The following is a 22350-nucleotide window of genomic DNA, read 5'->3' on the forward strand; positions in this document are numbered from 1 at the left end:
AACCAACTATCGGCCTAAATAATATATTTACAAATGAAAATAAAGTGTTTAATTATCGATGATGAGCCATTGGCAATAAACGTTATTAAAAATTATATTGAACAGATTGAGGAGTTAGAATTAGTAAACACCTTTAGTAATTCTATTGAGGGATTGAATTTCTTGAAAAACAATACTATTGATGTAATTTTTCTAGACATCAACATGCCTGTTTTAGACGGTATTAATTTTATTAAAAGTTTAGAAAATCCGCCGTTGCTTATTATTACAAGCGCTTATGATCAGTTTGCAATTGAGACTTACGAATTGGATGTTTTAGATTATTTAGTAAAACCAATTGAGTTTCCGCGCTTGATGAAAGCTGTAAACAAAATCAACAAACGTCTTAATAATACAACGAGCAAATTACCACAGGAAAACAGCAAAGAAAATCCTTTTATCTTCGTTAAAATCGACAAGAAAAAAATGAAGAAGATTTTCTTAAACGAAATTCTGGTTATCGAAAGTTTAAAGGATTATTTAAAAATCAGCACTACTTCTGGAAAGTTCATCATTCACAGCACTTTATCAGATTTTACAGGATTACTACCAGAAAGAGATTTTATAAGAATCCACAGATCCTACACCATTGCCATTGATAAAATTGACGCCGTAGAAGGAAACAGCATTGAAATTGAAGGACTTCGATACGTTATAGGAAGATCTTATATTGACGAAGTAAAACAAAAAATCCTGAATTCTTCTATTTAATGATTTAACCGCAAAGAGCGCTAAGGTTTACGCAAGGTTCGCAAAGTTTATTCACAAAGCTTTGTGAACTTTTTTTTTTGCTCTACATCAGAATAATCAAAAAGAATCTTAGCGACCTTTGCGTAAACCTTAGCGTTCTTTGCGGTTAAAAAAAACTCTATAATTATAAAATACAAAAACCATATAAAAACGAAAATGCGGCCAACCACGACCGCATTTTCTCTCAATTATAGGTAACTAACCAAAATAAACCATGAAATAGTCTATTATCTTTATTGCCGCAAAAACACTTAGAAATGATAACGTTTAAACGCCTCGATAGCCGAATAATCTGCTAATCCTAAGTTATGATATTTTTCCGCAGTCAATCTGTTTCTGTCTTCAACTCGCACCCAAAACTCTCTGCTGTCATCACCTTGGAACATTACGCCGTCTTTTTGAGACTGGTGATAAAAAATAGCATGCCGTTTCTTTAAAACCTGATCAGGACTCATTGGTACTGCCATGTCAATTTGGTACGATTCCCATTCATGCCAAGCGCCTCTGTAAAGCCAAACCCAACAATCGTTCATAAAGCTTTTTTGTTTTAATCTTTTTAAAGCTTCAAACAAACTGTCTAAACACACTTTATGAGTTCCGTGCGGATCTGCTAAATCTCCAGCAGCATAAATTTGATGCGGTTTTATTCTTTCAATAATGTCGCACATAATATCAACATCTGCATCCGAAAGATTATTCTTTTTGACTGTTCCTGTTTCGTAAAACGGAAGATCTAAAAAATGTACATTAGAATCTGGCAAACCTAAATAACGTGTTGCTCCAAAAGATTCACTTCTTCTAATTAATCCTTTTAATTTTCTAACTTCTAATGAGTCAATCTCATTCCCTGTTCTGTTCTGAAGAAATTCAATTATTTTATCAGACATTTTAGAATCAGGATTCAATGCTTTTGAAATTTCTGCAAACTTCAAAGCTTCTTCATTTGAAACTGCAATATTTCCAGATGTTTGATATACTACATGAACTTCATGTCCTTGCTCAATCAAACGATCAAAAGTTCCTCCCATTGAAATCACATCATCATCTGGGTGCGGACTAAAAATGATTACTCTTTTCTTTTCCGGCATAGAACGTTCCGGTCTGTAGGTATCATCAGCATTGGGTTTTCCTCCCGGCCAGCCTGTAATCGTCTGCTGCATTTTATTAAACATCTTAATGTTTAAATCGTATGCAGTTCCTTCTTCTGTCAAAAGACTTGACATTCCGTTGTCGTTATAATCTTTATCAGTCAACTTTAAAAACGGCTTTTTAGTCAACTCACTCAACCAAGCCACCGCTTTCAATTTTAGTTCATCTGTCCAAACACAAGACTTAACCAGCCAAGGCGTTTTAACTCTCGTCAATTCAGACGAAGCTTCGGTATCCAGAACAAATGTTGTGTTGTCATGCTCTTGTAAATACGTCGCTGGCACTTGCGAAGAAACTTTTCCTTCGATTGTCTTTTTTATAATTCCTGCCTTACTGATTCCCCATCCTAGTAAAACAATTCTTTTTGCATTTCTAACAGTACCAATTCCCATCGTAATGGCTTTTCTCGGAACATTATCTATTCCTAAAAAAGAAGAAGCTGCGTCAACTCTGGTAATATGATCCAAAGTAATACTTCTTGTACCTGAATTTACATGTGAGCCAGGTTCATTAAAACCAATATGTCCCGTTCTTCCGATTCCTAAAAGCTGAAAATCCAAACCTCCATAAGAGATAATTTTCATCTCGTAATCGATACAATACTGTTGTAATTCCTCGGCACTCACCTGCCCGTCTGGAATATTGATGTTTTCTGAAGGAATATCTACATGATGAAACAAATGCTCATGCATAAAATGATAATAACTCTGCATATCATTTTTATCCATAGGATAATATTCGTCCAAATTGAAGGTAACGACATTAGCAAAACTAAGCCCTTCCTCTTTGTGCATTCTAACTAGTTCTTCGTAAACTTTGATAGGAGAAGATCCTGTAGCCAAACCTAAAACACAAGGTTCGTTCAGTTCGTTTTTTCTCTGAATTAAATTAGCGATTTCTCGAGCGACCAATACAGAAGCTTCTTGCGACGATTCGAAAATAACATTGTGAATTTTCTCAAAACGAGTTTCTTCAAATTTCCCTGCTTCCCTAAAACCTATATCTTCTTTAATCATACCGCTCTGCTGATTTAATTAATGCAAGATAAAAGTAGAATTATATTATCCGTTATTACCAAAAATTCGACTAATAACGGCTGTCGTTCGGCAGAAAACAAAATAAGGCAGTCTCAAAAAAACAGCCCCTTTTTAAAGCTTCGGAGAAGCGCAATATTTATAGAAAATAATCAACGCTTACAAAATCAAAGCTCCAGCGGAGCGACATATTTTTCTACAATCTTATTATATGTCGCTCCGCTGGAGCTTTTTTTCATTTGTTTTATAGCAATTCTATAAATATTTCACCCCGCTGGGGTTTTAATGGATAAAATAATTTTTATTAATATTCCAATATCTGCCTTTTATTCAACAACTCCAATTTCAGCAATCGAAACAGTTTGCGTTTTTCCTACAGCACCTGTAGCGACAAATTTCAAAAATCTTGCTTTAACCGCAGAAAAACTCTTAATTTGTTCAATTGGGTTGTTTTTAATATTAGAGAATTCTCCTTCTGATTGTTTATCCCAGTAAAAATTGTCAACACTTGTATACAATTCATAATTTGAAATCAAATTTAAATTGTTGCCAACCTGTTGTGGCGTATAGGTAAAACCTTTAATACTGACCAATTCTCCCATATCTATAACAACAGTTTGCGGCAGTTTGTTCTCATCATTTCCAAAATTCCAATCGGTATTGGCATCGCCGTCAATAATTCTTTCTGCTGATTTATCATCTCCGCTTGAAACTGAAACAATTTTCCATTTTTCTTTAGAAACACCATATTTTGCTGATTTAACCGCGCTGTTGATTTTCTCTTTCGTATTTCTTGCAATAGCTTTTATTTCTACCGCTTTATTATAAGTAAATGGTGCTTTATACAAAGTGCTTTTTTCTGAAGGTGTTTTTCCATCCAAAGTATAATAAATCGAAGTTCCTTCTTCCGATTTAATCGTAACCAAACCGTTTTTATCTCTGCTAATCTGTGGTTCTTTTACAAAAGTCGGTGCATTATAAGCTTCGATTGTACTGATTACAAATCCCGCTTTTGCATCCAGAATATTAACTCTAAGTGCTGTTGCAGTAACACGATCTAAACGCAGGATTCTTTTGTAGCCAATTGTAGTTTCATTGGCAATTGTTTTCCATTGTCCGTCAATTTTTGCTTCGATAGAAAATGCTTTAACACGCTGTCCTAATTTAATATATTCCTGAAGCAAAACCCTGTTGATTGCCGTTGGTTTTTTAAACGTAAATTCAACTGTAGCCTGTTTTACTTTATCGTCTGTTGCCCAATAAGTATTTTTATTTCCGTCGATTACATTTTGAGGGCCAAAATTAGTATCGTTTGCACGAATGTTCGAAGCCTGAGCCTGAGCGTCTGCTAAAAGTTCTTTTTTGAAATCGGCTTTAATTGTTGCAACGAGTTCTTTCAATCTTGCTTCGTCATTTTCATGAACCAAACCTCTTCTATCAACAGGAAGATTTAATAATAAAGTAGCATTTCGTCCAATTGACTCATAATAAATATCCACCATTTCGTCAAGCGAACGCACTTTATCATCTTCAACTGAATGATAAAACCATCCTGGTCTGATGGAAACATCAGCTTCTCCTGGAACCCATTTTTCTCCGTCTTCATGTCCAGACATAAATTCGCTGTAATGTACTTTTCCCGCTAATTCATCTTTTTGGCGTAATAATGACCAATTGGTTTTTCCAGCACGTCCTTCTTCATTTCCAATCCATCTTGCTTCTGAAGGGCCAACACCCCAAACCAAAGTTTTTGGTGCGATACTGTAAATTAACTTATAAGTCTCGTCCCAATTATAATAAGTTAACGTATTGATTTTTCTGGTTTCGTTTGCACCTCCGTAATAGCCATCGCCGCCGTTTGCACCATCAAACCACATTTCGAAAACATCACCGTAGTTGGTCAATAATTCTTTTAACTGATTTCTGAAATACGTAATATATTCTGGTTTGCCATATTGCGGATGATTTCTGTCCCAAGGAGAAAGGTATAATCCTAATTTTAAATCGTATTCTTTACAGGCTGCAGCCAATTCTTTTACCAAATCTCCTTTTCCATTTTCCCAAGGAGAATTCTTTACAGAACGTTCCGTATAAGCCGAAGGCCAAAGACAAAAACCATCATGATGTTTCGCAACCAGAATAATTCCTTTCATTCCGGCTTCTTTTACCACACGCGCCCACTGACGAACATCTAATTGCGACGGATTAAAAAGTTCCGGCGATTCGTCTCCGAAACCCCATTCTTTATTGGTAAATGTATTTAATGAAAAATGTACAAAAGCATAGAATTCCATTTCCTGCCAATCGATTTGTTTTTGCGTTGGAAATGGCCCAAAAGGTTTTGGCGCATTAGCAAATTCCTGTCCAAAACTGCTAAAAATTACACCAAAAAGACATAAAGAAAGGTAAATGTTTTTCATTGCTGATCTGCTTTAAAAGAGTCTATAAAAGATAAATGTACTATAAATTGATGTTTGATGGTACAGAATTTCGACCAATAACAGGTTTAAAAGCATTTATGCTTTTTAAATGTTCCGTAGGAACATCTCATCGGTAGAAAAATGATTATCCCATTTATTTACGTTCCGTAGGAACGTTTGTGTTTTGCCATCTTTTAATAATACGACGCATCAAACGTTCCTAAGGAACGTGAAATATCGGTAACGTTATAATTTTTTCTACCAACGAAACATTCCTACGGAATGATAACTGATGTAAAAAAAGCTGTTTCTAAAAACAGCTCGCTATAGGTTTTTCTAGTTAGCTGCGTACGCTTACTAATTCAAAATACTTCTGAAAAAATTAATGCAAAATGTACTTTATTAATCACCACCTCCACAGCCACCGCATGAACTGCCACAAGAGCTTCCGCATGAGCTGGAGGAACTGGAGCACGAAGAACCGCAGGATGAGGATGAACTTGAAGTCCCCGAATCTGTGCTGAAAAAGTTATTAGAACTAGAATTTGTACTATTAGCTATTGGAATAAAAAAACTGGAGAGTACTACACTTCCATACAAAAAATAATTCCACTCCCAATTATTATGTACTTCGGTGTTATGCCTTATTTCTTTTTTTAATGCAGATGAAATGACCTTTGAAAACATAAAAGTCGTAAGTCTATTGATATAGCCAATCGAAATTAAAACTAAAGGAACAATTGCAAATAATAAGAATGTTATAGGTTTACCTCTCCAAATTCCTGTAATAAATCGGCTGAAGATAATACTGAGCAATACTCCTAAAACAACCATCACAGAAGTGGTAATAAATGCAAATTCTTTTGACGTAATAACTCTGTTTCTAATTCTATAAGTTGCTTTTTGTAATTGGTCAAAAATGGGTTTCTGTTTGACAGTGTGACATAAATCTTTATAAGAAACAGATTCGGAATCTCTCATAAATTCAATTACACAGTTTTCATATTTATTATCTCCAAAACTTTTATCAAGTAATTCCAATCTGTCGTTTGTCAGAATCCTGATTTTCTTGTTCTGAATCAAATTATTGACAACGCCATGAATCACTTTTTCCAGTTTACCTTCTTTAAAGAAAACCAGCTCCAAAGCAGACAGATTTTGAACAATTGGATTGGATTTAATTCTATTATATAAGGAAAGAAAACTTCTTCTTATATAAAACTCCAGCAACAGAATAACAGTAAAAAACAATATAAAATAACCAATTAAAAAATCTGGATTTTTAATTTTTATTAAAACAGGAAAAATCAGCAGACAAACTGGGATTGAAGCAATTATCGCGTATTTTAAAAAGTTTTTTCGAAGTGTAGCAACGTTAAAACTGCTATATTCAAGTTCTAAAGAATCTAGTTCATTTGTATAATGCCAAACTTCTAAAGGTTGTTTTCCAAAATTGATTTCGTACAACTCTTTAGTGCGTTCTTTTGCTTTATGAAACATTTCAAACTCAGCTCTATTATGAGTTGACGGAATATGTTCGATTCTCTTACCTAAAAGATTGCAAAAATCGGTATAAGAATTGGTGAAAATCAAATGCTGATGCCAGACAATATCAACTATTTCCGAAGGTGAAACCATTTCATTCTGCGTCGCCGCCAGAAACATAAACTTTTTATACTCCAACAAAGCAACTTGGGTAAAATATAACGTCCAATGATTTTCAAGCGCTAATCTTGTAGAAAAACCATACTGATCTTGTAAATTATCAAACTCAAAAGCTTGAACTTTTTCCCAAAGAATTTTATCCATAAAGAAATCTTTAATCATTGAAATTACGTCAAATATAACAGGTAATTTTTGTCTGACAAATTAAGTTGAGAAAATAAATTCAATTACTTAAATGAACAAAATAATAGTATAAAGATCTTTTATATCACAAATCATTGGTTAAGATTTTATTTACAAATAAAATTTATATTTGCATTCAATCAAACAAAACAAAAATGGGATTCTTAGATATCTTCAAAAAGAAAACTGGTTATAATTTACCAGATATGTACAAAGGAATTGTAACAAAAGAAGAATATAATTTTGTAATGAATACTGCTATTCAATACCACGAAGAAAACGGATTTGTAATTAGCAAAATAGATGAAGGAGAAATTGTTACTGAAGTTGGTGGTGAAGTTCAACATCGCTATTTTGATAATTTAGTTAGAACACTTTCCGGCAATAAAGATGGCAATTGGAGAAACATCATTTATGAGCATTTCAATAAATTGAAGTACAATCCATCCGCTTTTGACTATTTATATAAAGATTTTAGTTATGCCTCTCAATTTTTAAGAGTATTAATTAAAGGAGAAAGCTTCATTATACCGAATGGAATTGAAAATTACATTTCAAGAGTTGATTTTCCAGAAACCAACACCTTCTTAATATTAGAATTTGAAGGGCAATTTCATTATGTAAGAAGAGATGAATCTTTAGAATGGGAACAAACTGAAGAAGAACTTTTCGAAATTGCTATAAATAATATTCCAACAGATGAAATTGAAACAAAAGTTTATGATTTACATGAAAATTTTAAAATCTATACTTTCTTTAGTGGCGACTATAGTGCTTCATACATGTTAAATTTAAAAAATGAATCAGAATATCTCAAAGGAAAATTTGGAACATTAATTTCAATTCCAACTAAAGGAACAGCCTTAGCTTGTCCTATTGAAAACGGAAATATTTTAGAACTAATTGAAATTATAAATCCTGACAATGAAAAATTTTATCACGAAGATCCTGGAAATATTACATTAAATTATTATTGGTTGCATAACAATAAATTCTATCTTTTTCCAAGTGAAAAAGTTGCTGACAACAAAACAATTAAACTTCCTAAAGATTTACTTGATCTTCTTGAGAGAAATAGTTAAACATAAAAAGAGCTGTCAATAATGACAGCTCTCCATAGGTTTTTCAAGTTAGTTGTATAAGCTTACTAATTCAAAATACTTCTAGAAAAATCAATGAAAAACCAATGTATTCTAATATTCTGGTCCAGCAACTTGCGGTTTCGATTTCATGATTACTTCAACTGTACTTGGTTTTGCAAAGAATTCTTTAGCGAAAGCTTTTAAATCGGCTGCTGTGATTTCGTTTAAGGTTTTCTTGTAGACAACGTCATCTTTGAAGGTCTCATTATTCAGGATCATATTATTTAAACTGCTCAGCCAGAATCCGTTTGTCAGCACTTTTTCTGCTCTGGTTTTTAAAACCGTATTTTTAACCGATTGAATGTCTTCTTCTTTCACTTCATTTTGTTGCATTAACGCAATTTGCTCGTAAACAATCTTCGTTAGTTTTTCTTCTTTTGCAGGATCACTGTCAAAATTAATCGTCATTGAATATTCATCAGACGGCAGACGGCTTACTGAATTGGAAACGTGAACACCATAACTTCCGCCCTCTTCTTCTCTAATTAAATCCAAATACTTTTTAGACAGCAATTCAGACAAAATATGCATTATAAATACATTCTTGTAGTTATAAGGAAACTGTTTTACAAATTGGATGTAAACACTCGCTTTTGGGACATTCATTTCGCGAACCAATAATTGTTTGGCAATTCCAGATGCTGGATCTAAATGATTGTCTACAAAATCTTCTTTTTTGTTTGCATCTGACGTTATACTTCCAATATATTTTTCCAATAATGTAATAGCATTTTCTGGAAGATTTCCTGTAAATACAAAAGTAAAATCGGCTGCATTTTGAATTCTCTCTTTATAGATTTCCGAAGCTTTTTCGAAACTTAATCTTTTCAAAAATTCCTCATTTACCAAAGGAACTCTTTTGTTATGGTTGTAATTTAACTGCGAAATAGTATCCTGAAAAACCTTCGGATTGGTATTGGCAGCGTTTTCTAATGAATTACTAAAACCGGTCAGCATTCTTGCATACGAATCTTTATCAAATCTTGGCTGTTCAAAATACAGATATATCAATTGCAATAAAGTCTCAAAATCTTTTTGGTTACTGGAACCTTGAAAACCTTCTGTTAATTCTGAGATATAGGGTTTAACATTGGCAATTTTTCCATTTAATTTATCTTTCAAATCGGTGCTTTTGAATGTGCCTAAGCCCGAACTTTCTACCAAACTCACCGCAATCTGAGAAGACGGGATATCTTCTGTTTTAATTAATGAGCTTCCACCTAAACTATAAGCAGAAAATAAAACTTCATCTTTTGCCAATGTTGTTGGATATAAAACGATCTTGGCTCCATTTCCTAAAACATAACTTTTCGCTCCTTTTATTCCTTCAATCGGCGTTTCTTTTGTCACTTTAGAACCTTTCAATTCTGCTGTAATCAAAGGCTGATCTGTATCGGTTTCTTTGTATTTCTCAAGAGGCATTTTCTTAACTTCTGCCATGATTTTCAGATAATCTTCTTTTGAAGGATATACTACATCGCTTTTATCCGGACCTGTAACCGTCATCACAATATTATCGGTTGTCTGAAGCTTTTTAACCGCCTGATTGATCTCTGAAAGCGTAATCGAAGCCAATCTTTTTTTTATGTTTTCATACTCCGCTTCAATGCTTTCAAACGGAACCGCTTTCAGAAAATATTCCACTAATTGTTCAGAGAAAGTATCATTATCAATTTTGTCTTTATTCTGAAGCAGATTTTCATAATAACTCAAAACACTTTCTTTGTTTCGGTCTAATTCTTTCTGCGTGAATCCGTAACGAATCGCTCTTTCGGTTTCAATCATCATTTCTTTGAAACCTTCCAGTGTTTTATTGTTTTTTGGAACCACATATAAACTGTGCGAATTGGTTAGTCTTGAAACTTCAGACGGACCTGTTGCCATTTTTAGTACAGCGGTTTCATTGTTTTGAATGAATTCCTGATAACGTCTGTTCATCATATCGGTTGCCAGATTATTGACCAAATCTCTTCTGATTGTTTCGTTATTCTTTACTTTATCATAGTCTTTTTTGTAGTAAAGAATAATTGAAGTTTCCTGCGATTCTTTGTCTTTTGCCAAAACATATTCCATTCCTTTATTTTTCGGAATTGAAACATAATAACGTTCTGCTGGATTCTTAGGTATTTCTATAGAAGAAAAAGTTTCAATGATCTTCTTTTCAATTTCTTTTACATCAATGTCTCCAACTACAATAACAGCTTGTAAATCTGGGCGGTACCATTTTTTATAATAATCTCTAAGAACCTGATAATCAAAATTATTAATAATATTCAAGTCGCCAATTACGTCTCGTTTTGCATATTTAGAACCTTTATATAATGTTTTATCGGTTTCTAAACGAAGTCTGAAATCAGAATCACGTCTGGTACGCCATTCTTCTCTAATTACACCTCTTTCTGCATCAATTTCTGAATCTTTTAAAGAAAGAAAACCAGACCAATCGTGTAATGCTAAAAGACAAGAATCAATTAATTTTGAATCTGTTGCAGGAACATTACTTAAATTGTAAACGGTTTGATCTTGTGCCGTATAAGCATTAATATCGGCACCAAAACGAACGCCTTTTTTCTCCAGCATATCAATAATGCCTTTTCCTTCAAAGTTTTGTGTTCCGTTAAAAGCCATGTGTTCCAAGAAATGCGCTAATCCGTTTTGATCGTCATTTTCTAAAATTGCACCGACATTTTGAGCGAAATAAAAACAGACACGGTCTTTTGGAAATTCATTATGCAGGATATAATATTTCATTCCGTTCTTTAATTTGCCCGAAACGACATCTTTGCTCAACGGAACTGTAGTCGAAAATTGAGCGGCGCTTTTAAATCCAATTAAAAGGACAAAAAGCCAATATTTTGATTGAAAGATTTTCATTTTGTTAGATTTTGTTGTTGGGTTTAATTTTTTAAACACATAGAATCATAGGATTTTGATTGTCTACAAAAGGCATTTCATTTGTTTAAATAAACATAGATGTAGAGTCTTTAAACTTCATCAAAGTTATCTGTAACACTTCCACAAAGCTATGTGTTGAGAAACGAGTTTCTCTTTTTACTATCTCTTAACAAGAAATAAAATCTATGTTTCTATGTGTTTAAAAACAATAACCGCAACGTTATATGTTACTTTTTAAAATTCCGGACTCCTTCCTGAAGCCACTCATAATATGCCTTTATATCTGGATTATAAGCCGATGGTTTACTCAAATCATTTTCCTGATGATCCATTAAAACGTAATATGGCTGGGCATTGGTTTTGTATTTTAGAATCTGAAGTTCACTCCATTTTTGTCCTGTGTATTTTAAGACTTTACCTGTAATTTTAGAAACAACCTGTTCTTCTTTTGCAAGTGGTCTTTTATCATCAACATATAAAGAAATCAGAACCACATCATTATTTAGAACATTCAAAACTTTTGGATCCGGCCAGACACGTTCTTCCATTTTACGGCAGTTTACACAGGCATATCCTGTAAAATCTATCATTATGGGTTTGTTTACTTTTTTCGCGTAAGCTAAACCTTCCTCATAATCGTGAAAAGTCGGAATTCCGTTTGGACCGCTTTCTGCGCCTTCTGGCAATGCTGTTTTTTCATTGTTTTGAGTTACAACATTTCCGAAGCCATTTGGTGATTCGCTGTATTGTTTTGCCGGCGGAAAACCACTGATATACTGTAACGGAGCACCCCAAAGTCCCGGAATCATATACACCACAAATGCCAGAACGATAATTCCTAAACTCAGTCTTCCAACAGAAATATGAGTTACAGGCGAATCATGTGACAATTGTATTTTTCCAAATAAATAAAAAGCTAATACCGTGAAAATGGCAATCCAAATGGCCAGAAATACTTCTCTTTCTAATAAATGTAATTGTAAAACTAAATCGGCGTTGCTTAAGAATTTAAAGGCTAAAGCCAATTCCAAAAAGCCCAAAACCACTTTAACGGAGTTTAACCAGCCTCCTGATTTTGGAAGTGAATTCATCCAACCTGGAAAAGCGGCAAACAAGGCAAACGGCAATGCAATCGCTAATGAAAAACCAAGCATTCCGACAATGGGAGCAATTCCTGCCTGACTTGCCGCCTGAACTAATAAAGTCCCGACAATTGGCCCTGTACAAGAAAACGAAACAACAGCCAATGCCAATGCCATAAAGAAAATACCAAAAGCACCACCCATTTCTGATTTCTGATCAATTTTAGTCAGCCATGAACTTGGCAATACAATTTCGAAAGCGCCTAAAAAGGACAAGGCAAAAACTAATAAAAGCAGGAAAAATACAATATTGAAAACGACATTGGTTGCTAAAGCATTTAGTGCATCGGCTCCAAAAATCGCTGTAACCAAACTTCCTAAAATCACATAAATTACGATAATAAAAATGCCGTACATGATAGCATTTCTAATTCCGGCCGCTTTGGTTTTACTTTGTTTGGTAAAGAAACTTACCGTCATTGGAATCATCGGGAATACACAAGGGGTAAACAAAGCCGCAAGACCTCCTAAAAAACTGAAGAAAAATAGCGTCCATAAACTTTCTTCAGGGACTGTTTTTCCTGTCGAAGTTTTTGCTGCATTATTTATAGTCTCAGGAGTGTCTTTGCCAGCAATGCTAACAGAATTTGTTGTGTTGTTTGTGGTATCCTGTTTAGTAATTGATTCGTCTTTTGCAGGCAAATCAGCATTTTTTGCTTCTGCAGCTGTACTGGCTAATTCTTCGCTTTTAACCGGTACATCCGATTTTTTAAATGTAAATTTTACTTCTTTTTCTCCTGGAGGCAGACAGCTGTTATCGTTGCAGACCATAAAAAATATTACGGCATCAACAGTAAAAGCATCGTTTGTTTTTCTTTCGATATTTTGTGTAAAAATGGCTTTATCTGCAAAGTATTTAATTCGCATATTAAAAACAGGATCGTCTACTTCATGTCCTGCAGGCTCGACTACAGAACCTATTGTCTTGTAGTTTTTAGACTTTGGAAAAGTAAAACTTGTCGGAGCTGGTCCTCCAGAAGGAACGTTCTGAGAATAAATATGCCAGCCTTTATCAATTTTAGCAATTATACTCAAAGTATATTTGTTTTCTCCTATTTCTTTTACTGAAGTGGTAAATGAAACGGGATCGTAAATTTGGGCAGTAAGATTGCTTATCGCAAAGAATATTGCGATAAAAAGGAATATTTTTTTCATGATGTTAGAGAAATATACTTATTGTATTTTTTTATCTAAATGTTGTTTTTAAACACATAGAATCATAGGACTTAGATTGTCTATAAAAGGCATTTCATTTGTTTAAATAAACATAGAAAAAGGATTTTCAAACTTTCTCAAAGTTTTGAACTTTAACAAAGGTCTCACAATACTTACACAAAGCTATTTGTTGAGAAACGAGTTTCTCTTTTATACTCTTTTCAAAAGAAATAAAATCTATGTTTCTATGTGTTTTAAGAATTTACAATCACTTTTTATATCGAGCCAAAATCCACTTTGCAATATCATCTAAAACTTCAGGGGCAAAAACTTCATCAAGTTCTTTGGATTCGCCTTGCGTACAAGTTTTACAATGCTGATACATATGATTTAAACCTGGATAAATCTTTGTAGTTAGATCTTTAGTTCCAAGATATTTTTTGAAAGATTCGATATTCTCTACAGCAGGAACTTGAATGTCTTTGTCTCCATTTGCTATAAATACTGGAACAGTAATCTTTGGCAGAAAGTTTTCTGGTTTGTAATGAATCGTGTAACGATACCATTTTCTATCGGCATCTTTTCCATAACGGTATAAGAAAGTCTGGTCACGTCCATCCCACATTTGTACTTCTTTTAAAGTTGTGGTGTCTTGTTGCTGCATCCATTCTTTTAACTTTACTTCCATTGCAGGCTGTGCAGATTCATTGTCTTTGGTATCATAAACCACTTTAAACATAATGTTGTACATTTCCATCTGTTTGGCTACAACTTTATCTGAGAATTTATAGCTTTTTAAAATGGCTGTGTTTTGAAGATTCAGCATTTCTAATCCGCTGACGCCAACACCTGAAAGACTTATCATGAATTTTACATCTTTGTTTCTGGAGCTTACAATTGAGGCTATCATACCACCTTCGCTGTGTCCGATTACTCCAATAAAAGAGGGGTCTATGTTTTTATCACTTTTTAAATAGGCGATTTGTTCTTCAACATCATTAGCAAAATCTCCTGTTGTGGCATTTTCAAAATCTCCAGTAGTTTTTCCATATCCACGGTCGTCTACACGTAAAGAAGCGATTCCGTTTTTTGCCAGATAATCAGCCAAAACCGTGAAAGATTCTCTTCCCATAAAAGTATAATTTCGATCGTGCTGTCCCGTTCCTGAAATTAAGATTGCTAAAGGATATTTCTTTTTGTTGTTAGGAATTGTCAAGGTTGCTCCGTAAGTCAGCTTAGTATTTTTTCCGAGAAAAGTCATATCGATTACCTGATACGGATAAGGTTTCTGCGGATGCTGTGCAAAAAACAAAGGCGTTATTTCGCTCTGTTTTTTCAAAACAACCACTGCATTTGGAATTGAATAATGATTAAAAACTCCTTCAACTGCAGTTTTATCGGCATTGTACTTTCCTTTAAAAGAGAAATTATACATTTCATTTTTAAAGGAAATACTGTCCTTATTTTTACGAACTCCAACCTTTATCGATTCGTACTGCTGTTCTGGGATACTTAACAAAAGGGAATCTTTTGCGTTATCAAAATCTCCTTTAACCACAATTCGGTACGAATGGTACTGTCCCTGCCAGATGGTTTGTGAAAAACCAATCTGACAGCACAATACTGCTATACTGAGATATAAAAAATTAACAATTTTCATTTTATAACTTAACTAAATTATTTTTTCTCAGCTTTTAAATAATCAACGATAATCGAAATTTCGTCAACCAATTCGCTTGGGCTTCCAAAATAACCATTAGACATCCATCTTAAATTTCCATTTTGGTCGATAATCATTTTTTCAGGAATTCCTGAGAAGTGAAATGCTTTTGAATACTTGTCATAAACCGCATCGAATTTTCCTGTTTTTGGATTTTTACTATCATACAGAATTGTAAAATCAAAACCTTTTTCTTTAATGAAAGCCTGAGTCTGCGTTTTAAAATCTTTAATGTATTCCATTGTATCAACAAAATAGAATTTCACATTATCATCGTCTTTGTATTTGTTTACGGCCATATTCATTCCTGGCATTGCATTTTTACAAGGCCCGCACCACATCGCCCAGAAATCTAAAACTACAATTTTACCTTTTTGATCGGCTAATTTTACTTTTCCGCCACGGCTACTTTCCATTTCAAATCCATCAATTGGAAGATTGATTAATTCTGAGATTAATTTCTTTTTATGTTCTTCATTTTTATCTGCTTTTAAAGAATTTAAGTAAGCATCAAAATCAGCTTCTTTTTTACCTTCTTTTAAATACAAATCTTTTAAAGTTGTAATTATTACAGGCGTAACTTGATTCTGTTTTGCCGCTTCTAAAATATAAGCTTTAGCTTCTTCGGTCTTTCCTTCTCTTAAAAGCATTCTGGAGTATACTTCGTTATAAGAAGCATTTTTAAACTGCATTACAGGTTTTATTTTGTCCAGATATTTTCTTTCTAAATCGTAATTTTTGAAAATTTCCTGAAGTTTTGCGTATGTAAAAAATTCTCTAGCTCCAAAGTTCAAACATTGCTCCTGCCATTCTTTCAATGATAATTTCTGAGCATATTCCTTTGGAACAACTGCTTCTCTGCTTTCTAATTCAGGATAAATTACATCTGCATATTTTTTTAATGTTTCTAAAGAGGCTTTTTCGCTTCCTTCCTGATCTCTGTCAAAAGGAATAGATACTAAATGCCAAGCATAATCTAATACAATTCCGTATGACGCTTTCTTGACATTGTTGATTGCATAATTGTAATCTTTGTTTTTTACGATATAATTGTAAGCAATGGCTTTGTACATTTTATCGTAAAAAAGTGCTTCTGTATCAGTAACTACATCTTGAAAGTTATTTTGCGGAAAGTTTTTCTCAAAGGCATTGTATAAAGCTACTTTTTTATTGAAATCAGCCTCATTGAATATTTTTTTAATCTCTAAATCACGAGCCCAAACGCCATTTGGATATTTAGTCACTAAAACCTTTTGAACAGAATCTGTGAAGGCTTTATTGGCTGGTTGCGGCATTAAACCTAATGTTTTCTGAATTTGATACTGTGTAACGTTGCTTAAGTTATTTTCACTCAAAATAAAACGAAGTTCTTTCTTAAAAATCGGTGACACATCTCCTTCAGTTGAAAGCTGTTTGAATTTTAGCCCATAAGAAAAAACATTTTTACGAGTTTCAGGATGGTATTGCAATTCGTATTTAATCCACATCAAACCTACTTCATCTCTTATATAAGCACTATCGTGCACGACATTTGGAACTTCATCCATGAATGCTCTGCTTCGTAAAAGTCCCCAGCCAGTATAAGCTCCCGGAACCTGTGCAAACATGTAAGCATGAGGCATTTTTTCTCCTCTGTCTACGATGGTATCCGATTTAAAAACACAGTTGATAAAAGAAGCGTGATCTGAAAGCTTCATCTTTGTAGTCCATTTTTTATCTCCGTCTGCTTTTAAAGTGATATCGTTTATAAGCCATTTAAAGTTATCATAAGTATATACGACTCCGTTTACATATTTCGCATTGGCAAGTGGTCCATTAGACGCATCATACGTTAATGTAACCTCGTCTCCTGGATTTGGATGTTCTGGCGAAAGCTTAATCGCCATTTCTTGAGCAAATAAAGTGGTAGTGATACTAAAAAGTAATAGTATCAGTTTGATATTTTTCATGTCTGTTATTTTTTGATTTTAGTGCACTCAAAGAATGATGAGTGCACTTTTATGATTAATCTAATTATGGATTCTTTTGTAAGTTTGGAGCGTAATCGTAATAAATTGGAGCATACGGCATTTGGTAACGATCGCTGTTTGGTGCTAATGTAAATGTTTGTCCAGCAAAAGTATGCGTGATCGTTTTTGCAAATTCTGATTCTTTGTTTAATCGTTTTAAATCAAACCATCTAAAACCACCTTGTCCCATTAATTCTCTTCTTCTTTCTGCTAGAACTTTGATTAAAGCATCTTTACTGTCTGAAGCTGTCATAGCCACATATTGTGTAGCCCTGAATCTCTTTTGTCTTAATTTATTTATTTCTGCCATCGCAGCTTCTCCAGAGCCAGCTCTTGCAAGACATTCAGCTTTTATCAACATCATTTCTGCAACTGTTGGCCCGCCGTTTCGGCTTTCTCCTGTCAAGCCTTCTTTAGCATAAGTTCTTCCAATTGTATAATTAGAATTAAAACTACTTGTTGGTTGAGTAAACAAGACATAACGCAAATCGTTTGTATCAAATGAACTTACTAATTCATTACTTAATGATAGAATTTGTGGCGCGTAACTCAGAGAACTATAACCGTTCCACTTTGATAAAATCAATTCTTTATCAAATCTTCTGGTTGGAAAAGCGTTAAATTCATAATCTTCGTAATTGTTTAATGTACTTTGAATAGCTAGTGCTTTTTCTGCATTTTCTAAAGCCATTGGATAGTTGCGCATATACAAGTACGTTCTTGCTAAAAGTGCATATGCCGAAGCTCTTGAAGGAAACGCAACATTGGTACCCGAATTAATTGGTTTTAAACCTGAATTTACTGCATCGTTTAAATCACTTAAAATGATATCATAGGCATTTTGAACCGAAGTTCTTTTGATATCGTCAGATACTGTTGGAGTTGTAAAAAGTACAATTCCCAGATCTGATGAAGCAGTTGCAGGATCATAAGCTTTTCCAAAAGTATTTACTAAGGTTAAAAAGATATATGCACGATGTACTTGTGCTTCTCCTTTGATGGCTAATTTTTCAGCTTCAGTTCCATTTTTACTTTTCATTACCTCATTAATCACAATATTACTATTGTACAAGGCACTGTACATACTATTCATATTATAATCAACTTCACCATCAAAATAGATTTGGTCTGCCCATTTATAAAAATTTGTAAAAGGACGATAATAGTCAGAAGCTCCTAACTCTGTCGCTTGTGCTTCATTTTGAAAACTTATATCATCTGATGCTACATCTACGGCGCCATACGTGATATCGTACACATATGAATTTTGCAAAAGATATCTGTAGTTTTCTGTTTCTTCTGGTATTAATCGACCTTCTGTCTTGATATCAACGTAATTATCGCAGCTCAAAACAATTGCTCCTAAAGCTATTATTGTGATGTATTTTAAATATTTTTTCATCTTTAAAAAATTAAAAATTAACATTAAAACCAATTGAATACATAGCCATTGCTGGCAATTTCATGTTAGTTCCTGTGTAAGGCAAAAAGTCAGGATCTAAACCATCTTTGTTTTTTCTCCAAAAGAAACCAAGATTTCTAGCTGTAAAAGTTACCGAAGCACCTTGCACGACACCACTATTAATCAAGTCTCTTAAATCATATTTTAGTGAAAGCTCTCTAAAACGAATATGATCTCCTTCTATAACTCTATTATCTGAATTCAAATATCTCACATAACTTATGCCGCTTGAACCTAAAATTCCAGGCACCGATGTTGTAGCTTCATCTCCAGGATTTCTCCACCTTTGGTCGATATCACTATTTAAATCGTATTGGTTAAATCTACCTGTTCTACTTACATAACCACCATAAGTTGGTTTAAACAATACATAATCAAATTTATAGGTTGCCAAAATAAACAAAGACAATTTTTTATAAGTAAACGTATGATTGAAACTTCCGTAATAAGCAGGAATGTTAGTTCCCATATATTTCATATCATCGATTTCTTTTAATGAAGTAAAAGAGTTTACAATATTGCCTGATTTATCATACACCTGAGTTCTACCTGTTGCATCTAATCCGGCAGATCTAAACGCAAATACACTGCCTAAAGGATAACCTTCAACTGGAGGATTTCCTCCTGAACCATTTAGATACTGACTGAAATTTGTAAAACGAGAATCGGTTACTTCTGTAGTATTATAAGTCACAACAAGAGCCGAATTCCAAGAAAAATTGTTTGTCTTAAGAATAGTTCCATTTAAACTTATATCTACTCCTTTTCCTGCTAAAGTCGCCGCATTTTGTCTTAAACTGTTATTCTGAACACCGTAAAATGGTGAAATAGGGAAATCGACAATCAAATCTTTACTGTTCTTTTTATAATATTCTACCGAACCGTTTAACCTACTGTTTAAGATTGAGAAATCTACTCCCAAGTTCAGGATGGCTGTTTTCTCCCAACGTAAATTAGGATTGGCTGGTTGCGAGATAAAGGCGTATGGTAGTTGTGAAAATGTATCTGCATTACTTAAGCTTATGTTTGTAAAAGGAAACACTTCCAGATTAATATTTCCATTATAACCATAACTAGCTCTTAAACTTAAACTGTTAATTAAATCAGCGTTTTTAAGAAACGATTCGTCTTTAATATTCCATTTTGCTCCTGTAGACCACAATGGTGTTCTTCGTAATCTTTTATCTACACCAAAATTGTTATAGTCATCTAAACGGGCACTTCCAGTAAGCGTATATCTATTCTTAAAGGTATAACCAGCATTTGTATAGTACGATAAAAATCTTCTGCGTACATCTTTATGATCGTTACCATAAGTCAGGGTATAATTATATCCATTTACATCAATATAATTTTGTGATGGCAAATCTATAGAAGTTTGCGTTTTCGGATTATATCCAAACAACGTTCTACTGTCTTGACTTTCTCTTGTTTGTCTGGCCTCAATACCTCCCATTACATTAATTAAATGATCCTGACCAATAATACCATCATAATTTAATTGCCCTCTTACAGTATAACTGTTTGTTCCGAATTCGTTGTTCTGATAAATTCCTCCTTTAGGAATTCCATATACTAAATCACCACTACTGTTTATAGAGGTTGCTGAGTTAATTCTATCACGTGTGTAAAATGTATTTTCATTAAACATATTATCATTTGATGAACGTCCATTTTCTACAGAGTAAGTCCCCACCGCATCTAAACCTTTTAATAAAGGAATTGTACCCGAAATAGTTGCGCCAAAATTTAGTTCTTCTGCTGTTCTGTCAGAGTTGTTTAATTCATCAATATAATTATAAGTCCATGGCAAATATCCGGCTTGCTCCAACGGAATAGTTTGTCCACTGTAATAACGATGGTAGTAATCTACTGAATTCCCGTCATCTCCAACAATCTGATCATAAGGCAATAATGTATTTAAGGAAATTCCTAATGGAGAAAGTCCTAAACCATTTTTATTGTATTTGAAAAGCGAACCTCTTAAGCTTGTTGTCATTTTTACATAATTGAAAAGCTTGAAATCCTGATTCGATAATAAAGTTAAACGTTGTCCATCAGTTCCTCTCGCCTGAGTTTCTTCTTTAGAATAAGAGCCCGACATGAAATACGAATAATCGTTTTCTGCCCCGCTAAATGACAAATCATAGTTTTGAGTAGATGAAGCCTGAAGCAAATATTGTTCTGCCTGTCCGTAAGTATTACGATTACGTAAAACATCTAAACTAGCATTTTTCTGAGCTTCAGATATTTCGCCTCGTTTGTACTTAAACATAACATCCATTCCCTGACTAACAGGAGTAGTCAACATGTATGTTACACTTGCTGGATCTGTAACCAGATTCTTATCTACAAATTCTTGCTCTAAATTTAAGACCTGAGATGAATTCATCAATGGTAATTTTGATAAAGAAGGTTTGTTTGAAAAACCATAATTTTGAGAAAAATTGATTCTTGTTTTACCTTGTTTTCCTTTTTTAGTATCAATTACAATAACTCCGTTTGCCGCTCTTGCACCATAGATAGAAGCCGAAGCAGCATCTTTTAGAAAAGTAATTTTCTCAATATCATTTGGATTTATAGTTCTAATGTCTAATTCCGTAGGCGTGCCATCAAGTACAATTAATGGCATTGTATTAGAGTCAGCAGAAGCAAAAGTAGAGGTTCCTCTAATGGCAACATTATAACTAAATTTCCCCTCATTTTTTCCAAAGGTATTACTATACACAAAAGAGTTATCAGAGTCCTGAACGTCCAATTGTAAACCCGCTACCTGCCCTTCTAATCTGTGAAGCACGTTATTTACAGGAACTTTTTCTAAATCTTTAGCTGTAATAGTTACAAAAGATCCTGTAGAGCGTTCTTTATCAATTTTTTGGTATCCTGTAGAAACTATTTTTACTTCATCCAGTTTGCTTACATCTTCTAATAATATTGGATTTATGATTAGACTGTCCGAAACGGTAACCTCTGTTTTTTTGTATCCCAAATACTCAAAAACAAGAACATCTCCTTTTTTAGCCATGATTTCGTAAGAACCATCAAAATTGGTAATAGCACCGTCTTTAGTTCCCTTTATCCAGACAGTTGCTCCAATTAAAAATTCTTTTTTAGAATTGGTAACAACTCCTTTAATCTTTATTTTTTCTTCTAATACAGAAGTTTGGTTTGTTTTTACTTTTGGATTTAATGCAATAACAATCAATTTGTTATTTACAAATTCTGCTTTATAATCGTTACCAATTAATTCTTTGATAACAGCCATGACGTCGGCTTTATTTGCAGAAATATTTACTCTTCTCTGGGCGTCAAAAACATCATCGCTGTAGAAAAATTCAACATTGGTTTTGCGAGTAATCGTTTTTAAAACGGCAGATACAGATTGGTTTCTTGCATTTATAGTTACTTTTTGCGCATAGGCAAAAGCGACTATATTAAAAAGAAATATCGATAATATTAGGGATTTCTTCATTAGGTCAAGAAATTTATCCCAAAGCGCGGATTTTACCCCACAATCTTTTGCGGATAGGTTTTTTTTCATACTTTTAAATGTTTTGGTTGGTTAATGGATTTCGAACTCTTTTT

General features: G+C 33.6%; 11 protein-coding genes. 2 read left to right on the plus strand and 9 right to left on the minus strand.

Going from position 1 to position 22350, the window contains the following annotated elements:
• The first annotated feature begins 33 nt into the window (after positions 1 to 33).
• Positions 34 to 750 (plus strand): LytR/AlgR family response regulator transcription factor, encoded by a 717-nt coding sequence (locus tag P2W65_RS20275; RefSeq protein ID WP_289660533.1) that lies wholly within the window; start codon positions 34 to 36, stop codon positions 748 to 750.
• Between the two features lie 290 nt (positions 751 to 1040).
• On the opposite strand, the gene nagB is transcribed toward P2W65_RS20275, so the two are convergent.
• From nagB to P2W65_RS20290, 3 genes are all read right to left on the minus strand, one after another.
• Positions 1041 to 2954, minus strand: coding sequence for a glucosamine-6-phosphate deaminase (nagB, locus tag P2W65_RS20280; protein WP_289660535.1), 1914 nt, complete (start codon positions 2952 to 2954; stop codon positions 1041 to 1043).
• A gap of 344 nt (positions 2955 to 3298) precedes the next feature.
• A complete protein-coding gene (locus P2W65_RS20285; protein WP_289660538.1) occupies positions 3299 to 5392 on the minus strand; it encodes an alpha-L-fucosidase in 2094 nt (697 codons plus the stop codon).
• A 402-nt stretch (positions 5393 to 5794) separates the two neighbouring features.
• Positions 5795 to 7201: a glycine-rich domain-containing protein gene (locus P2W65_RS20290; protein ID WP_289660541.1), complete on the minus strand. Its 1407-nt coding sequence runs from the start codon at positions 7199 to 7201 to the stop codon at positions 5795 to 5797.
• A 194-nt stretch (positions 7202 to 7395) separates the two neighbouring features.
• Here P2W65_RS20290 and P2W65_RS20295 point away from each other — a divergent pair, with 194 nt between their 5' ends.
• Complete coding sequence (locus P2W65_RS20295; protein ID WP_289660543.1) at positions 7396 to 8322, plus strand: hypothetical protein; 927 nt, start codon at positions 7396 to 7398, stop codon at positions 8320 to 8322.
• A 111-nt stretch (positions 8323 to 8433) separates the two neighbouring features.
• On the opposite strand, the gene P2W65_RS20300 is transcribed toward P2W65_RS20295, so the two are convergent.
• From P2W65_RS20300 to P2W65_RS20325, 6 genes are all read right to left on the minus strand, one after another.
• The gene (locus P2W65_RS20300) at positions 8434 to 11256 is read right to left on the minus strand and encodes a M16 family metallopeptidase (protein ID WP_289660547.1); all 2823 of its coding nucleotides are present in this window, start codon (positions 11254 to 11256) and stop codon (positions 8434 to 8436) included.
• Positions 11257 to 11504: 248 nt separating this feature from the next.
• A complete protein-coding gene (locus P2W65_RS20305; RefSeq protein WP_289660549.1) occupies positions 11505 to 13574 on the minus strand; it encodes a protein-disulfide reductase DsbD family protein in 2070 nt (689 codons plus the stop codon).
• A 268-nt stretch (positions 13575 to 13842) separates the two neighbouring features.
• Positions 13843 to 15234: an alpha/beta hydrolase family protein gene (locus P2W65_RS20310; protein ID WP_289660552.1), complete on the minus strand. Its 1392-nt coding sequence runs from the start codon at positions 15232 to 15234 to the stop codon at positions 13843 to 13845.
• 17 nt (positions 15235 to 15251) lie between these two features.
• Positions 15252 to 17243: a redoxin domain-containing protein gene (locus P2W65_RS20315; RefSeq protein ID WP_289660556.1), complete on the minus strand. Its 1992-nt coding sequence runs from the start codon at positions 17241 to 17243 to the stop codon at positions 15252 to 15254.
• Between the two features lie 64 nt (positions 17244 to 17307).
• Positions 17308 to 18705, minus strand: a complete 1398-nt coding sequence (locus P2W65_RS20320; protein WP_289660559.1) for a RagB/SusD family nutrient uptake outer membrane protein — start codon at positions 18703 to 18705, stop codon at positions 17308 to 17310.
• A gap of 10 nt (positions 18706 to 18715) precedes the next feature.
• Complete coding sequence (locus P2W65_RS20325; protein WP_289660562.1) at positions 18716 to 22306, minus strand: SusC/RagA family TonB-linked outer membrane protein; 3591 nt, start codon at positions 22304 to 22306, stop codon at positions 18716 to 18718.
• Between the last annotated feature and the right edge of the window lie 44 nt (positions 22307 to 22350).

It is taken from the genome of Flavobacterium panacagri, from assembly GCF_030378165.1.
In the GTDB taxonomy this organism is placed as follows: Bacteria; Bacteroidota; Bacteroidia; order Flavobacteriales; family Flavobacteriaceae; genus Flavobacterium; species Flavobacterium panacagri.